The sequence below is a fragment of the Streptomyces changanensis genome (assembly GCF_024600715.1).
GTDB classification, from domain to species: Bacteria; Actinomycetota; Actinomycetes; order Streptomycetales; family Streptomycetaceae; genus Streptomyces; species Streptomyces changanensis.
The window spans coordinates 1,078,226-1,092,492 of sequence record NZ_CP102332.1; the positions used below are offsets into that span (position 1 = coordinate 1,078,226).

The window sequence follows — 14,267 nt, forward strand, 5'->3', positions numbered from 1 at the left end:
ATACGCAGTTATGCAGTTTTATGCAAAGGTCATGTGAGGGGGCCGGGACGAGCGGACGCGGTCCCGGGACCGGCCCGGGGTCATGGCGCGTGAGCACGCGGGGCGCGCGTGCCGGGGGCCGTCGGGGCTGAGCGTCAGGACGGGGCGAGGACGCGGAACTCGTGGCCCTCCGGGTCGATCAGGCACGTCCACGGGACGTCGCCCTGGCCGAGGTCGAGGTCCGTGGCGCCGAGGGCGCGCAGCCGGGCAACCTCCGCCGCCGTGTCGTCGCCGGGGTACGGCAGCAGGTCGAGGTGGACGCGGTCCGGCGCGGTCTTCACGTCGGGCGTGCGGAGGAACTCGAGGTACGGGCCGACGCCCTCGGGGGAGCGCAAGGCCGCGTGGTCGTCGGTCACCTCGCGCACGGTCCAGTCCGTCGCCCCGCCCCAGAACCGGGCCATGGCCCGGGGGTCCGCGCAGTCGACGACCACCGCGGCGATCGGCCCGGTGTCCCGGTAGGTCTCCCGGGGCTCCAGGACGCAGAACTCGTTGCCCTCCGGATCGGCGAGGACCGTCCACGGCACCTCGCCCTGGCCCACGTGGGCGGGCCTCGCACCGAGAGACCGGAGGCGCGCGACCAACCGCGCCTGATGGTCCGCGGAGGTGGTGGCGAGATCGAGGTGCGCACGGTTCTTCGTCGTCGTCTTGGCTTCCGGCACGGGGACGACGTCGACGCAGACGGCGACCGGGTCCGGCCGGGCGAGGCCGCCGACGGGTCCGACGCGGGTGGTCACCCCGAGGTCGTGGGCACTCCACCCGAGCGCCTCCGCCCAGAACCGGCCGATCGCCCGGGCGTCCCGAGCCTTCACGTTCACCTGCACGGGTCGCAGTGCCATGCCGGCGATCCTATGCACCCGCCCGCCGACGGACCCCGTACCGCCGTCTGACTGCGGCGGGGGAGAGCGAACGGGCCCGGCGGTGGCGCGCCGGGCCCGCCCGAGGATCAGATGGTGATCATCAGGGTGCCGCCGTCGAAGTACGTGCCCATGTTCTTGCGGACGGACACGTTGCCGCTCGCGGCCTCGTGCACGAACAGGTCGGCCTTGCCGTCGCCCGTCGCGTCACCGAAGCGCAGGCGCCCCCCGTCCGCGCCGGTCACGAAGCGGCCCCAACCGGCGCTCCAGTGGGTACCGCCGTCGAAGTACGTCCCCATGTTCTTGCGAACGGTGATCTTGCCGTCCGTGCCGTGCACGACCAGGTCCGCCTTGCCGTCACCGGTGATGTCGGCGAAGTACAGCCGCCCCAGGTCGCTGCCGTCCACGAAACGACCCCAACCGGCGCTCCAGTGCGTACCGCCGTCGAAGTACGTCCCCATGTTCTTGCGAACGGCGATGTTCCCGTCCGTGCCGTGCACGACCAGGTCCGCCTTGCCGTCACCGGTGATGTCGGCGAAGTACAGCCGCCCCAGGTCGCTGCCGTCCACGAAACGACCCCAACCGGCGCTCCAGTGCGTACCGCCGTCGAAGTACGTCCCCATGTTCTTGCGAACGGCGATGTTGCCGTCCGTGCCGTGCACGACCAGGTCCGCCTTGCCGTCACCGGTGATGTCGGCGAAGTACAGCCGCCCCAGGTCCTTGCCGTCCACGAAACGACCCCAACCGGTGCTCCACACCCGGCCGGCGTCGAAGCGGGCGCCGAGGTTGCGGTGGACGACGACGTCGCCGTTGGTGTGCTGGACGACGAGGTCGTCCTTGCCGTCGCCGTCGACGTCGGCGGGGGTGATCCGGTCGCGGTTGCGGATCTCCTTGATCCAGCCCCCGAGGTCGTCGACGCGGGAGTCGACGGCACCGGTACGGACCTCCGAGGCCGGGGCGCCGTAGCAGCCTCCCTGCCAGGACCGGCTGTGCAGGGCGACCAGTTCGACCCCGCCGTCCTTCTGTCGGAGCGCGGGGCCGCCGGTGTCGCCCATGCAGACGGACACGCCGTCCTGTCCGGTGAGGGAGACGGTGGTGGCGTCCACCGCGTCGACCCGGAAGTCGCCGGTGTGGAGGCGGTCGGGGACCCAGGAGGTCTTCGTCCGGCCGAAGCCGGCGCCGGTCAGGGTCTCGCCCGCGACGGCGGCGGAGGCGGCCGGGGCGATCGGGGTGACACCGGTGACGGGGCGGGCGAGACGGGCCAGGGCGACGTCCCGGTCCGCGCGCGGCACGACCTCGACGACGTCGACGGTCTGACCGCCGAGCGTCGCGGTGGTCTTCGCGGCGGGCCGGCCCGCGGGGACGGTGGAGCCCGGGGTGTCGGTGAAGCAGCTGGCGGCGGTGAGCAGCCACTGCTGGTGGACCAGGACGCCGGAGCAGCCGCGCGCGGCGGTGGTGGCGGCGTCGCCGCCCATGCGCAGCTGCGCGGTGAAGGCGTGGGCCCCGTCCGCCGCGGGCGTCCCGCTCACCGCGTGGGCGGCGGGCGCCGCGGTCAGCAGTCCGGCGGCGACGGCGCAGACGAGGGCGGCGGCCACCCCGCGGGGGCGTCTGGTCCTGAACGGTGTACCGAGCACGTGTGTGCGGTCCTCACGTGAGAGGCCCGCCACCCTCCCGGCCCCGAGGGGCGGGCGGCGGTCGGCGCCGCGCCGGGCAGCGGCCGTCGCCCCGGGCGGTGACGAGCGCTGACGGGCAGAAAGAAGATCAACTCGCGTTGACACCGGAATATCGCACAGGGACGCCGCGAAGCCCGCGCGAGATGGCTCGGTTGCAGCGCTTTTGCGCCTACGTTGGCCGGAAGCTTTCGGCCCCTTGGGTGGCGCCCGTGCCGCCCGGAGCCTCCGGCGGTGCGGATCGTTGACATCCGGGCCTCCACCCTGCTGTTCTCGCCCCCTGTTCGCGCCCCTCGGGAGGAAACGTGTCCCCGACCCCGCCCCCCTCCTCACCTCCGTCCCCGACAGCCGGCGTGCTCACCCGGATGGCCGATCTCGTACGCGCGATGCCGGCCGAGCGGGGCGGCGCCCTGTGGCGGCTCGCCGCGGCGGACCGGCAGCTCGACGCGAACGTGGTGCGACTCGCCCCGGGCGCGGGCGTCGCCGTCCACGTGGAACCGGACCTCGACATCCTCGTGTTCGTGCTGAACGGCCACGGCGAGCTGTCGACCGGGGACGGGGCCGAACCGCTGGAGACCGGGTGCGTGGTCTGGCTGCCGCGTGGCTCCCGCCGCGGCCTGTCCGCCGGACCGCACGGCCTCGACTACCTCACCGTGCACCGCCGTCGCCCCGGCATGACGATCGGTCGCGCGGCGGGCGCGGAGCGGACGGGCGGTGAGCCGGCCTGCCTGCTGGACCGGGTGTGCCCGGAGTGCGGGCGGCTGGCGCCCGAGGGGGCCGACGCGCGGTTCTGCGGCCGGTGCGGGCACCGGCTCCCCGAGGGCTGACCGCGACGGCCACGGCGTGCGCGGCGGCGGCCGCCAGCAGCGCGCCCGGCGGGGAAACGGACGCGAGCGGCCCCGCCACGGCCGCGCCGCACGCGAAGCCGGTGATCTTGAGGCTGGCGCCGGTCGTCTGGATCTGGCCGCGCAGCCCGTCCGGCGACTCGCGGTGACGCAGCGCCAGCAGGGCCGTCAGCTGAGGCCCCTCCCCCGCGCCGACCAGGAGCACGGCCCCCACCACGACGGCGGGGTGTCCCCCGGCCGCGCCGGCCACGCCGACGACCCCGGCCGCCAGGACGGGCAGGGCGGCCGCTTGGACGAGGGTCGCCCCGCGGAAGACGGCCTCCGGGCCGGGCGGGCGGCGCGTACGGGCCAGCACGGCGTCGGCGGCGAGGGCCGCGCCGGCGGCCCCGGCGAGCAGCAGCGCACCCTGACCGGGCCCCCCGAGGTACCGCGCGCCCAGCAGGGGCGCACAGGCGACGAGGACGCCCTGCCCCGCGCAGGACAGCACGGACGCGGCGGTCACCCGGGCCAGCACCCGGCTCCGGACGAGCGCGCGGGCCCCCTCGGCGACGCCCACGGCCACTCCGGCGACACCCCGCGCCGGCCGGCCCGGTACCCCCTGCGGCGCGCCGTCCCGGTGCGGAACCGGCACACCGTCCCCGTGCGGTACCGGCACCCCGCCCCCGTGCGGAACCGGCACCAAGTCCCGGTCCCGTGACGTGCCGGAGAGGGGTGCGCCCGCGCCGGGTGGGAGCGTCCACGCCAGGGGGACGACCGCGCCGATCAGGGCGGCCGCGGCCACCACTCCCGCCGGGGCGCCGTACAGGGCGGCGACGCCGCCCACCAGGGCCGGGCCGGCGAGGGCCGCCGCGTGGAAGGTCATCGCGTCGAGGGCGGTGGCCCGCGGCAGCGCGGTGGGGCCCGCGACGTGGGGCAGCTGCGCGGTCCAGCCGCCCGACAGCGCCGGGGCGAGGAGTCCCGAGGCGGCCGCGACCAGCAGCGGCAGGGGGTACGGCGTGCGCCCGAGGCACAGCAGCACCGCGACGAGGGCGGCCGCGTACCCGGCGAGCGCCCCCGCCAGCAGCCGGCCCGGCCGTGGCGAGCGGTCCAGGAGCGCCCCGACGACCGGGCCGCCGAGCGCCGCTGCCGCCGTGCCCGCGGCGAGCAGGGCGGAGGCGCGGGCGGACGAGCCGGTCGCCGCGAGTCCGGCGAGCAGCAGCGCGGGGCCTGCCGCCTCGTCGCCCGTGCGGGCGAGGGCGGCGCCGACGGTGTACCGGGCGAGGGCGGGACGGTTCTTCACGCCCGGCACGGTACGGGGGTAACGGAAAACAGCACCAGATGCGTTACATTCGCCGGGTGTCCGCTCCCGACGGCCGGTCGACCCGGCATTCCGTGCACGCCGTCGCCCGCCGCACCGAGGCCCTCGTCAACGCGCTCACCGGGCACGGCCCGGACGGCCCGGCGCCGGAGGAGGTGGCACGGCTGCTGCGCGAGCACGGCGAGAGCGAGCCGCTCACCGTGGGCCCCGGCGACGTGGCGGAGCTGCGGACGGCCGCGCTGGCCCTGCGGGAGGTCTTCGCGGCCACCGGTACGGACGCGGCCGCCGCGGCCCTGAACCGGCTCCTCGCGCGCGGGACCGGCCCGCTGCGGCTCACCTCGCACGGCGGCGACAGCCCGTGGCACCCCCACCTGGACCGGGCGGACGACGCCCCCTGGGGGGAGTGGTTCCTCGCGTCGTCGTGCCTGTGCCTGACGGTCCTGCTGTGGGAGCGGCAGCGACCGCCGGGCGGGCTGTGCGCCGCGCCGGGCTGCGGCGACGTCTACCTCACCCTCGGCAGCGGCGTACCGCGCCGCTACTGCTCGCGGCGGTGCGCGACGCGCGAGCGGGTGGCCGCCCACCGGCGGGCCAGGGCCCTCCCGGGCGGGGGACGGGGCGGCGCCGACCGCTGCTGACGGAGCCGCCCGTCAGCGCTTCACGGCACGCAGGACCACGAACTTCGGGTCGCTGCCGACCACCTCGCAGTCGCCGAAGAGGCGGCGCAGCGTCAGGTGGTGGCCGAGGTGGCGGTTGGCGACGACGCGGAGCTCCCCGCCCGGGCGCAGGGCGCGGCGGGCCGCGGTGAACATGCGGCGCGCGGCGGCGTCGCTGACCGCCTGGTGGCTGTGGAAGGGCGGGTTGTTCAGGACCACGTCGACCGAGCCGTCCGGGACGTCGGCCGTCGCGTCACCGACCGCGAAGCGCGCCTTCGCCCCGGCCGGCGCGGAGGCCCGGAAGGTCTCCTCGGCGGAGGCGACCGCCTGGTACGACTCGTCGGTGAGGACCACCTCGGCGCCCGGGGCCGCGACGGCGACGGCGAGGCCCACCACGCCGTTGCCGCACCCCAGGTCCAGGACGCGGCGGCCGTCGAGGCCGTCCGGCAGGTGCCGCAGGAAGAGGCGGGTGCCGATGTCCAGCCGGTCCGCGCAGAAGACGCCGGCGTGGTTGACGACGGTCAGTCCGGCCACCGTCGCGGCGTCCTTCGGCAGCGCGTACCGCAGCGGCCACGGGTTGGCCGGCCGCTCCAGGTCCGGGTCGGGGGCGCTGTGGACGAGCCGGGCCTTCCGCACCGCGAGGGAGGTGCGCGTCGGGCCGACGAGCTGCTCGAAGAGCCGCAGGGTCGAGGTGTGGATCTCCTTGACCATGCCGGTGCCGACGACGACCGTCCCCGCGTGCAGCGCCGGCGCGAGCCGGTGCAGCTGGTCCTCCAGCAGGGCCAGGCTTTTCGGGACGCGTACCAGGAGCACGTCGACGCGGTCCGGCGGCGCGTCCCGCGTGGTGAGCAGGCGCACGGCGCCGCCCTCGGCGTGGCCGGCCCGGGCAAGGTTGGCGCGGGTGGCCTCGCGGCCGAGGTACGAGTCCGTGATCTGGACCAGCTCGTCGGGGCCCGGCCGGCCGGCCAGCGCGGTGACGAGGGCCCCCCACCGGTCGCCGACGACGGCCACGCGGCCGGTGAGGGCGGGGGCGTCCGGGGCGGCGAGGTGCCGCAGCAGGTACTCGTCGGCGGCGTCCCAGGCGCGCAGCGGGTCGCGGGGGTGCTCGGGGAAGCGGGTGAGCGCGTACTCGCCCCATGACGTGGTCAGACGGTTCATCGTGGGTTCAGGCTAGCCGGTCCCCGGGCGGCGTCCCGCACGGCGCCGGGACGGACCGCGCCGCACGCTCCGGGGCCGGGCCCGGGCGGGGCCGATCTTGCCGCAAAGGCCGGGGCCGGGCCGCGGGCCGACCGCGCCGCCGGGGCCGGGTCACCGCGCCGGGGCCGGCCGCCGGGGTGGCGGCGGGGCCGCGGCGCGGGGCCCGGACCGCGGCGTCACCGGGACCCGCCGTCCTGCCGCGGGGCCAGGGACATCCAGCGGTCGGGGTCGGCCAGCGGCTCGAAGCCGAGCTTGGCGTAGAGGCCGTGCGCGTCCTCGGTGGCGAGCAGGACGCGCGTGAGGCCGTACGGGGCGAGGTGGTCGCGGGCCGCCCCCACGAGGCCGCCGCCGAGGCCGCAGCCGCGGGCGGCGGGGTGGACGTACACGTCGCAGAGCCAGGCGAAGGTCGCGAGGTCGGTGACGACGCGGGCGTACGCGGCCTGGGCACCCGTCTCGCCGTCGTACGCGCCGAAGTTCAGCGATCCGTCGATGGCGCGGTCCTGCTTCTCGCGCTCACGGCCGCGCGCCCAGTACGCGTCGGTGGAGAGCCAGCGGTGCACCAGTGCGCGGTCGAGTCGGGCAGGGTCGGTCGAGATCTCGTACCTGCCGAAAGTGATCGTCTCGTTCATGGTCGAACGTTCGCAGGGAGGGGGCGGGCTGTCAGTGGCGGGTGCCACGATCGGGACATGAACGCGACCGCCGCCGACTACCGCTGGCTCGACGACCACTGCCCGGAGCTGATCGAGGCCTACTGCGTCACGCTGGTGCACGCCGTGGCGCCGCGGGAGGTCCTGGGCCGGCTCGGCGCCCGTCCGGAGGGCCGGGTCACCGGCGTGCGCGCACTCGTCGACGCGGCGCGCGAGGCCTGGCGGGCCTCGGGTGGCGACCGGCACTTCCTCGCGGTGGCCCCGGTCGACGGCTGGAGCGTGGTGGTCGAGCCCAACGGCTACCTGGGCAGCCTGCACGAGACGGCGGCCGAGCTGTCGCGGGGCACGGAGCTGGTGACCCACTTCCGGAACGTGAACGCGGTGGACCAGTTCAGCCGGTACGTGGACGGCGCGCTGCGGCTGCGCGTCGAGCCCCTGTCCCCGCACGCCCGGGAGGGCGCCGATTCGGGCGGGGCGGCCGCCCTGCTGCGGGACGTCGGGTTCGACCCGCGGCGGGACGGCGCGGACATCGGCACGGCGACGGAGGCGGCGTTCGCCCTGGCGGAGCGGCTGACCGGGGTGCGGCTGACACCGGAGGTGCTGGACGCGGCGGAGTGGCTCAGCGGGTCGGCGCCGGCCTTCTGATCCGGCCCCGGCCTCCCTCGTGTCCGCCCCCGGCCTCCTTCGGGTGACGCGGACCACACCTGCGGACGTAGACTCCCACATACGGACATCCAGTGCGAGGAGGGCACTCCCGATGGAAGCAACCGTGGGCGACCAGCTGCTGGTGCACGGCCGGGTCGTCGGCCAGCACGACCGCAAGGCCGAGATCCTGGAGGTCCTGGGCGACGGGGGCCACCCGCCGTACCGGGTCCGCTTCGACGACGGGCACGAGGCCGTCATGTCCCCCGGCCCCGACTCCGTCGTGCGCCACCGGGACCCGTTCGACAAGCCCCTGGGCCCCTGACCCCCGATCCGATCCCCCGACTCCGAGCCGCGGCGGGTCCCGCCGCGGCTCACCGGCCCGGCGGGCGGACCTGGGTGGGGTAGTGGTCGGCCACGACCCTGGCCATCGCCCCGATCCGGTCCGTGACCACGTCCCGGGCACCGAAGAAGGCGTGGCCCAGCACGTGGTCGTACTCGTGCGCGAGGGTGAGGTGCCGGGAGAGCTCGGCCGGGTCCTGCCACGCCGCGGGCGCCGCCGGGTCGCCGGCGCGGTACAGGGCCTCCCCCACGTACAGGTGGACCCCCGTACCGCGGACGACCTCGTTCCACCAGGGCAGCAGCTTGGCGTAGTCGGCGGCGGCGAAGCCGATGTGCCAGTACAGCTGCGGGGCGACGTAGTCGATCCACCGCTCCTTGACCCACTTGCGGGTGTCGGCGTGCAGGTCGTCGTAGGTCTGCAGGCCGCGGGAGTCGGAGCCGAGCGGGTCGGTCGTGGCGTTGCGCCAGATCCCGAAGGGGCTGATGCCGAACCGCACACCGGGTCTGATCTGCGCGATGCGCTCGGACATCTCGCGGACGAGGCGGTCGATGCCGTCCCGCCGCCACGCCGCCCGGTCCGGGAAGCCGCCGCCGTACGCCGCGAAGGCCGCGTCGTCGTCGAAGACCTGCCCGGCGAGCGGGTACGGGTAGAAGTAGTCGTCGAAGTGGACGGCGTCGACGGCGTAGCGGCGGACGGCGTCCAGCATGGCGTCCTCGACGAAGCGCCGGACCTCGGGCAGACCGGGGTTGTAGTACAGCTTGCCGCCGTACGTGACCACCCAGTCGGGGTTGCGGCGCGCCGGGTGCCATGACGCGAGGCGCGTGGGGTCGGCGTGCGTGGCGACGCGGTACGGGTTGAACCACGCGTGCAGTTCCAGCCCGCGCCGGTGGGCCTCCTCGACGGCCGTGCCCAGCGGGTCCCAGCCGGGGTCCTTGCCCTGCGTGCCGGTCAGGCACTGGGCCCACGGCTCGTACGGCGAGGGCCACAGGGCGTCGGCGCTCGGCCGGACCTGGAGGATCACGGCGTTCAGCCGCCGCTCGACGGCGCGGTCGAGGAGGGCGAGGAGTTCCGCGCGCTGCTCGGCCGGGGTCAGCCCGGGCCGGGAGGGCCAGTCGCGGTTGGTGATGGTCGCCACCCACATGCCGCGGAACTCCTCCGTCCGCCGGCCCCGCGGGTCCCGCCGGGACTTGCCGTCCTCACCGTGCCCGCCGCGCCCGCCGTCCCCGTCGTGCCGCCGCTGCCCGAAGGTGCCGGAGACGCCGGTGGCGTCGCCCGACACCAGCAGGGATGCCAGCAGTCCGGTCGCCGCCGCGACCACCCCGCGCCGCCCGACGCCGCCGCCCGTGTGCCTCATGCTGCCGCCCCAGTCGTTCCTCGTCTGCCGTCACCGTGATCGTTTCGGCCGTTTTGCACCTTGAGTACTCTATGCGCCCGAACCGGGTGCTCCGGACGGTCCGGCCCCCGCGTGGAGGATGCCCGGCCCGGGAGGTCGACGACCCTCGCGTACGGAGTAACGTCGTGGGGTCGAGGCGGGAGTGCCGGAACCATACGGCCGCCGCCACCCGAAGATCATCGAAAGGCACGAGGTGACGGACTCCATGGCCGACATTGCACGCGTGGGAGTGGTGGGCTGCGGCCAGATGGGCGCGGGCATCGCGGAAGTGTGTGCCCGCAGCGGCCTCGAGGTGAAGGTGGCCGAGACCACCGGCGAGGCCCTGGAGATCGGCCGTACCCGGCTGTACAACTCGCTCGGCAAGGCGGCCCAGCGCGGCAAGATCAGCGAGGCGGAGCGGGACGAGACGCTCGCCCGGCTGAGCTTCACGACCGACCTCGGGGAGTTCGCCGACCGCGACCTCGTCATCGAGGCCGTCGTGGAGAACGAGCAGGTCAAGACGGAGATCTTCCAGGTCCTCGACCAGGTCGTGACGCGTCAGGACGCCATCCTGGCCTCCAACACCTCCTCCATCCCGCTGGTGAAGCTGGCCGTCGCCACCTCCCGCCCCGACCAGGTCATCGGCATCCACTTCTTCAACCCCGCCCCCGTGCAGCAGCTCGTCGAGCTGATCCCGGCGCTCACCACCTCCGAGGGCACCATCAGCCGGGCCCAGGCGCTGGTCGAGAAGGTGCTCGGCAAGCACGCGATCCGTGCCCAGGACCGGTCCGGCTTCGTGGTGAACGCGCTGCTGATCCCGTACCTCCTGTCGGCCATCCGGATGTTCGAGTCGGGCATCGCCAGCCGCGAGGACATCGACAACGGCATGGAGATGGGCTGCGCCCACCCGATGGGCCCGCTGAAGCTCTCCGACCTGATCGGCCTGGACACGGTCGCCTCGGTCGCCGACTCGATGTACGCCGAGTACAAGGAGCCGCTGTACGCCGCGCCGCCGCTGCTCCAGCGGATGGTGGACGCCGGCCGCCTGGGCCGCAAGACGGGCTCGGGCTTCTACCCCTACGCCTGACGCCGCACGGGAACGGGGGCCGGACCCGACGCCGCGGCCCCCGCCCCCACCACCGAGGCCACCCAGGCCACCCAGGCCACCCAGGCCACCCAGGCCGGACCGGACACCGCGGTCCCCGCCCGCACCACCGCTCAGCCCAGCCGCAGGTGGTGCAGCATCAGCAGGCCGGCTGCCATGTTCGCGGCCGGGATCTCGCCGCGCGCGACCAGGTCGGGGACGAGCTTGAGCGGTATCCACTCGCGGCGGGTGGACTCGAACCCGTCCTGCGGCTCACCGGTGTACGTGGCCTCCTCCGACCAGTACAGGTGGTGGCGCGCGTCGGTGAGCCCGTTGGACGGTTCGACGCTCAGCAGGTGCCGCAGCGGACCGGGGCGCCAGCCGGTCTCCTCCTCCATCTCACGGGCCGCGGCGGCCTCGACGTCCTCCCCGTCCTCGACGACGCCGGCGGCCAGCTCCCAGCCCCAGCTGTCGGTGATGAAGCGGTGCCGCCACAGCAGCAGCACCTCGTTGGCCTCGTTGACCGCGGTGGCCGCCGCGACCGGCCTCAACCGGATGAGGAAGTGGTCGAGGTGCCGTCCGTCCGGGAGGGCGACATCGGCCAGGTTCACCTTGAACCAGCGGTTCTCGTACACGGTCGTCTCACTCAAGTTGGTCCACCGCACTGCTCTGCCACCTTCCGACGTGTAGGTCGTCCAGGGGGCAATATCGCAGCAGGCGCCCGGTCAGAGCGGAACGCGCAAGGCCGCCTCGATGAGATCCGCCGCCTCCCCGGCGTCACCCGAACCACTGGCCACCAGGTGCCCGCGCACCTCACGCAGACGGTCCCTGAGCCGCTGTGACTCCATTCCCCGCACCCCCTCGGCCATCTCGACCGCCGTCCGCGCCGCCCCGTCCGCCTCTCCCTGCCGCAGCTGGATCTGGCTGAGAATCGCCAGCCGGTGCACCCGGCCGCGGTCGTGCGTCGGCGTCTTCACCGCGGCCGCCGCGTTCTCCCGCGCCCCGACGAGGTCCCCCAGACGCAGCAGCGCCTCCGCGGCCCGCACGTTGACCAGACCGGGCTGGACGTACCCCGTCTCGTCCGGCTCGCGCCCCGGACTGATCCGTTCGGCGTCCGCCTCGGCGCGGTGGATGCACCGCAGCGCCGCCGTCGCGTCACCGAGGTGCGCGTACGCCTTGGCCTGCATCGCGTACAGGTCGGCGGCGAGCGCGGGCGTGATCTCCCGCCGGGCCGCCCGCAGCGCCGCCTCCGCGAACGCCACCGCCTGCCGGTACTCCCCCATGAACAGCGCCTGGTTGACGAGGAGCGCGATCACGTAGGCGCCCAGTCCGCGGTCGCCGCTCGCCTTGGCCAGTCGCAGTGCCTGGTGGAAGTAGCGCTGGGCGAGCCCGAGGGCGTCGGAGTCGTACGCGCAGATGCCCGCCACCGCGACCAGTCCGCCGGCGGCCCGGTGCAGTTGGCGGCCCACCGCGTCGCCGTACGCGCCGCGCAGCAGGGGGGCGGCCTCCGCGTTGAGGAAGCCGACGATCCGCGAACGGGTCGCGATGCCGCCGGCCCTGCGGTACATCAGCTCGTAGTGCGCCCGGGCGGCGCGCAGGGTCTCGATGTCACCCGTGCCGACCCGCGTCCGGCCGCTGCGCGACACGTCAGCGTCCTCCGGGGGGTTCTCCCACTCCCAGACGGGCATCACCGCGGGCGTCCCGGTCACCGCCGCCACGCCCATCAGATGCGGGCGGTTCTGCTCGTCCGACCGCCACAGGGCCGTCGCGCGCTCCACGAACCCGGACAGCGGCGTCCCGTGCGGCACCGCGGTGTCCCCCGGCACGCCGAGCCCGATGTCGTCGAGGGCGACCGGGCGGCGCAGCCGCGCGCCGAGCACCTCGCAGATCAGGTCCGGCACACCTGGCCGCGCGGCCGTTGGCCCTTCAACCAGCGGGCGACGGCCGTGTGTTCGTACCGCAGCGCCAGTCCGCGCACGCGACCCGCCTGGTTGACGTGGGCCGCGAAACCCGCGTGCGACATCCCCGCCTCGTCGAGCAGGGCGTCGAGCAGCGTGTTGGGCAGGGTGTTGGGCTGCATGTGCCCCTCCGGTGCCGTGTCTCCGCCGGGCCAGGCGCGGTGGGGCCCGGTTCGCACGGGGTGTGAATGAAGTGTCCGTATCCGTGCCCCACGCGCTCTGTCGGCATGCGCGGGGTCCCGCTTGACTTGGTGCCTCCCAGGAGACGGCCGGGCCGCCGGCTCCCCCCTCGTACAGTGCGGCGGCCCGTTCGCCCGCCACCCGTCACGCCGGTCCGCCCGACGCGCCTGGGAGCTCCCCGGGGACGTGCTCCCCGGGGAGGGGTGGGTGGCGCCGGCCGCACCGTCCGTGTCCAGCCGCTATCGGGAGGACGGTGCGGTCCGGGCGGGCCGCGGGCCGGGCCGGTCGGTGTGCCCCGAGACCGGGGCGCACGGCGCCGCCGCCGGGACCCGGTCGTCCCGCACGACGACGAACGCCACGTCGTCGGTGAGGCGTCCCCCGGTGTGCGCCAGCAGCGCCGTGCGCACGTGGTGGATGACGTCCGCGGGCGACCGTGGCGGTCCGGCGACGTCGGCCAGTACGGCCTCCAGCGGGAAGAACCGCCCGGCGGCGTCGCGGGCCTCCTCGGCGCCGTCGGTGTGGAGGAACAGCGCCTCGCCGGGCAGCAGCCGCGCGCACCGCCGGACCGGCAGCGTGTCCGGCAGGGGGAACGCGCCGAGCGGCGGCAGCGGCTCCCCGGCGGCGAGCGGCTCCGCCCCGTCGCCGATCCGGTACGGCCAGGGGTGGCCGCAGTTGAGGACCAGGACATCGCCGTTGGGGTGGAGGTCGAGCAGCAGCACCGTGACGAACTCCTCCGCCGACGGGCTCCCGGCGGCCCCGAGCGCCCCCTCGTCGCGCACCCGCTCCCCCACGTACCGCTGGAGCGCCCGCTCCAGTCGCCGCAGAAGGCCGCCGAGGCCGGGCTCCTCGTGCGCCGCCTCACGGAAGCTGCCGAGGACGGCGGCGACGGCACCGAGCGCGGCCAACCCGTGGCCTCGCACGTCACCGATGATCACGCGCACGCCGTACGGGGTCGCCACCGCCTCGTACAGGTCGCCGCCGACGGCCGCTCCGCGTACGGCGGGCAGCTGGACCCCGGCGACGGAGAGGCCGTCGAGGTGGTGCGGCAGCGGCCGCAGCAGCACCTGCTGGGCGGCCTCGGCGACGGCGTGGACCTGCCGCAGCTCGCGCCGTAGCCGCTGGAAGGCGCCGAGGACCAGGGCGACGCCGACGACGCAGAAGACGGCGCTGGTGGCGACCCGGGTCGGCGTGTCGGCCCGCCGGGCCAGCGGGCTGGCCATCTCCCAGACGAGGGCGACGGCGGCCCAGAGCACCGGCGGTGCGAGGGGGGCGAGCGGGGCGCGTCCGCGAGCCCGGGGTCGCCGGGACCACCAACGGATCATGCGGACCGCCCTTCTTCAGGCCCCTTGTCGCGGTCGGGACGATTCTGTCGATCGTCCCGGCTCGCGGGGAACGTCCACCAGGGTTCTCACCCGAATGAGTGAGCAACCGTGCGCGCGCCCCAGAACCAGGGGGCGGACGCGCCGGGAGGGGCGCGCCCGGTGGC

The 14,267-nt window shown here is 75.4% G+C and carries 12 protein-coding genes and 2 pseudogenes; 5 read left to right on the plus strand and 9 right to left on the minus strand.

Annotated elements, in window-relative coordinates:
* Positions 1-134 precede the first annotated feature (134 nt).
* Positions 135-875, minus strand: a complete 741-nt coding sequence (locus tag NRO40_RS04700) for a VOC family protein (protein WP_058942913.1) — start codon at positions 873-875, stop codon at positions 135-137.
* Positions 876-982: 107 nt separating this feature from the next.
* The gene (locus NRO40_RS04705) at positions 983-2,527 is read right to left on the minus strand and encodes an FG-GAP-like repeat-containing protein (protein ID WP_257375334.1); all 1,545 of its coding nucleotides are present in this window, start codon (positions 2,525-2,527) and stop codon (positions 983-985) included.
* Between the two features lie 401 nt (positions 2,528-2,928).
* On the opposite strand from NRO40_RS04705, the gene NRO40_RS04710 reads away from it, so the two are divergent.
* The gene (locus NRO40_RS04710) at positions 2,929-3,390 is read left to right on the plus strand and encodes a cupin domain-containing protein (RefSeq protein WP_107115124.1); all 462 of its coding nucleotides are present in this window, start codon (positions 2,929-2,931) and stop codon (positions 3,388-3,390) included.
* A gap of 139 nt (positions 3,391-3,529) precedes the next feature.
* Here NRO40_RS04710 and NRO40_RS04715 read toward each other — a convergent pair.
* Positions 3,530-4,696: pseudogene (locus NRO40_RS04715) on the minus strand (MFS transporter); the annotation flags it as partial.
* A 29-nt stretch (positions 4,697-4,725) separates the two neighbouring features.
* Between NRO40_RS04715 and NRO40_RS04720 the strand changes: the two are divergent.
* The gene (locus tag NRO40_RS04720; RefSeq protein WP_058942909.1) at positions 4,726-5,340 is read left to right on the plus strand and encodes a CGNR zinc finger domain-containing protein; all 615 of its coding nucleotides are present in this window, start codon (positions 4,726-4,728) and stop codon (positions 5,338-5,340) included.
* Positions 5,341-5,352: 12 nt separating this feature from the next.
* Here NRO40_RS04720 and NRO40_RS04725 read toward each other — a convergent pair whose 3' ends face one another.
* A complete protein-coding gene (locus NRO40_RS04725) occupies positions 5,353-6,516 on the minus strand; it encodes a methyltransferase (RefSeq protein WP_198549369.1) in 1,164 nt (387 codons plus the stop codon).
* Positions 6,517-6,731: 215 nt separating this feature from the next.
* Positions 6,732-7,184 (minus strand): GNAT family N-acetyltransferase, encoded by a 453-nt coding sequence (locus NRO40_RS04730; protein ID WP_058944936.1) that lies wholly within the window; start codon positions 7,182-7,184, stop codon positions 6,732-6,734.
* Between the two features lie 57 nt (positions 7,185-7,241).
* On the opposite strand from NRO40_RS04730, the gene NRO40_RS04735 reads away from it, so the two are divergent.
* A complete protein-coding gene (locus tag NRO40_RS04735; RefSeq protein WP_058944935.1) occupies positions 7,242-7,847 on the plus strand; it encodes a DUF6461 domain-containing protein in 606 nt (201 codons plus the stop codon).
* A 112-nt stretch (positions 7,848-7,959) separates the two neighbouring features.
* Positions 7,960-8,169 carry a DUF1918 domain-containing protein gene (locus tag NRO40_RS04740; protein ID WP_058944934.1) on the plus strand — a complete coding sequence of 70 codons (210 nt, stop codon included), beginning with the start codon at positions 7,960-7,962 and terminating at the stop codon, positions 8,167-8,169.
* A gap of 49 nt (positions 8,170-8,218) precedes the next feature.
* Here NRO40_RS04740 and NRO40_RS04745 read toward each other — a convergent pair whose 3' ends face one another.
* Positions 8,219-9,541, minus strand: coding sequence for a glycoside hydrolase family 10 protein (locus NRO40_RS04745; RefSeq protein WP_058944933.1), 1,323 nt, complete (start codon positions 9,539-9,541; stop codon positions 8,219-8,221).
* A gap of 244 nt (positions 9,542-9,785) precedes the next feature.
* Here NRO40_RS04745 and NRO40_RS04750 point away from each other — a divergent pair, with 244 nt between their 5' ends.
* Positions 9,786-10,646 carry a 3-hydroxybutyryl-CoA dehydrogenase gene (locus tag NRO40_RS04750; RefSeq protein WP_058944939.1) on the plus strand — a complete coding sequence of 287 codons (861 nt, stop codon included), beginning with the start codon at positions 9,786-9,788 and terminating at the stop codon, positions 10,644-10,646.
* Positions 10,647-10,777: 131 nt separating this feature from the next.
* Here the strand turns inward: NRO40_RS04750 and NRO40_RS04755 are convergent, their stop codons facing one another.
* The 3 genes and pseudogenes from NRO40_RS04755 to NRO40_RS04765 all read right to left on the minus strand — a co-directional run bounded on the left by NRO40_RS04755 (position 10,778) and on the right by NRO40_RS04765 (position 14,103).
* Entirely contained in the window at positions 10,778-11,308 is a 531-nt protein-coding gene (locus NRO40_RS04755) for an NUDIX domain-containing protein (RefSeq protein WP_058944932.1), read from the minus strand.
* Positions 11,309-11,368: 60 nt separating this feature from the next.
* Positions 11,369-12,723: pseudogene (locus tag NRO40_RS04760) on the minus strand (transcriptional regulator).
* Between the two features lie 297 nt (positions 12,724-13,020).
* Complete coding sequence (locus NRO40_RS04765) at positions 13,021-14,103, minus strand: PP2C family protein-serine/threonine phosphatase (RefSeq protein ID WP_058944931.1); 1,083 nt, start codon at positions 14,101-14,103, stop codon at positions 13,021-13,023.
* Positions 14,104-14,267: the final 164 nt, after the last annotated feature.

What these genes read in the sequence shown, in the direction of transcription:
- NRO40_RS04765 (WP_058944931.1), bottom strand. Translation starts at nt 14,103, where the DNA reads ATGATCCGTTGGTGGTCCCGGCGACCCCGGGCTCGCGGACGCGCCCCG.
- NRO40_RS04735 (WP_058944935.1), top strand. Translation starts at nt 7,242, where the DNA reads ATGAACGCGACCGCCGCCGACTACCGCTGGCTCGACGACCACTGCCCG.
- NRO40_RS04700 (WP_058942913.1), bottom strand. Translation starts at nt 875, where the DNA reads ATGGCACTGCGACCCGTGCAGGTGAACGTGAAGGCTCGGGACGCCCGG.
- NRO40_RS04710 (WP_107115124.1), top strand. Translation starts at nt 2,929, where the DNA reads ATGGCCGATCTCGTACGCGCGATGCCGGCCGAGCGGGGCGGCGCCCTG.
- NRO40_RS04725 (WP_198549369.1), bottom strand. Translation starts at nt 6,516, where the DNA reads ATGAACCGTCTGACCACGTCATGGGGCGAGTACGCGCTCACCCGCTTC.
- NRO40_RS04720 (WP_058942909.1), top strand. Translation starts at nt 4,726, where the DNA reads ATGCGTTACATTCGCCGGGTGTCCGCTCCCGACGGCCGGTCGACCCGG.
- NRO40_RS04750 (WP_058944939.1), top strand. Translation starts at nt 9,786, where the DNA reads ATGGCCGACATTGCACGCGTGGGAGTGGTGGGCTGCGGCCAGATGGGC.
- NRO40_RS04740 (WP_058944934.1), top strand. Translation starts at nt 7,960, where the DNA reads ATGGAAGCAACCGTGGGCGACCAGCTGCTGGTGCACGGCCGGGTCGTC.
- NRO40_RS04730 (WP_058944936.1), bottom strand. Translation starts at nt 7,184, where the DNA reads ATGAACGAGACGATCACTTTCGGCAGGTACGAGATCTCGACCGACCCT.
- NRO40_RS04745 (WP_058944933.1), bottom strand. Translation starts at nt 9,541, where the DNA reads ATGAGGCACACGGGCGGCGGCGTCGGGCGGCGCGGGGTGGTCGCGGCG.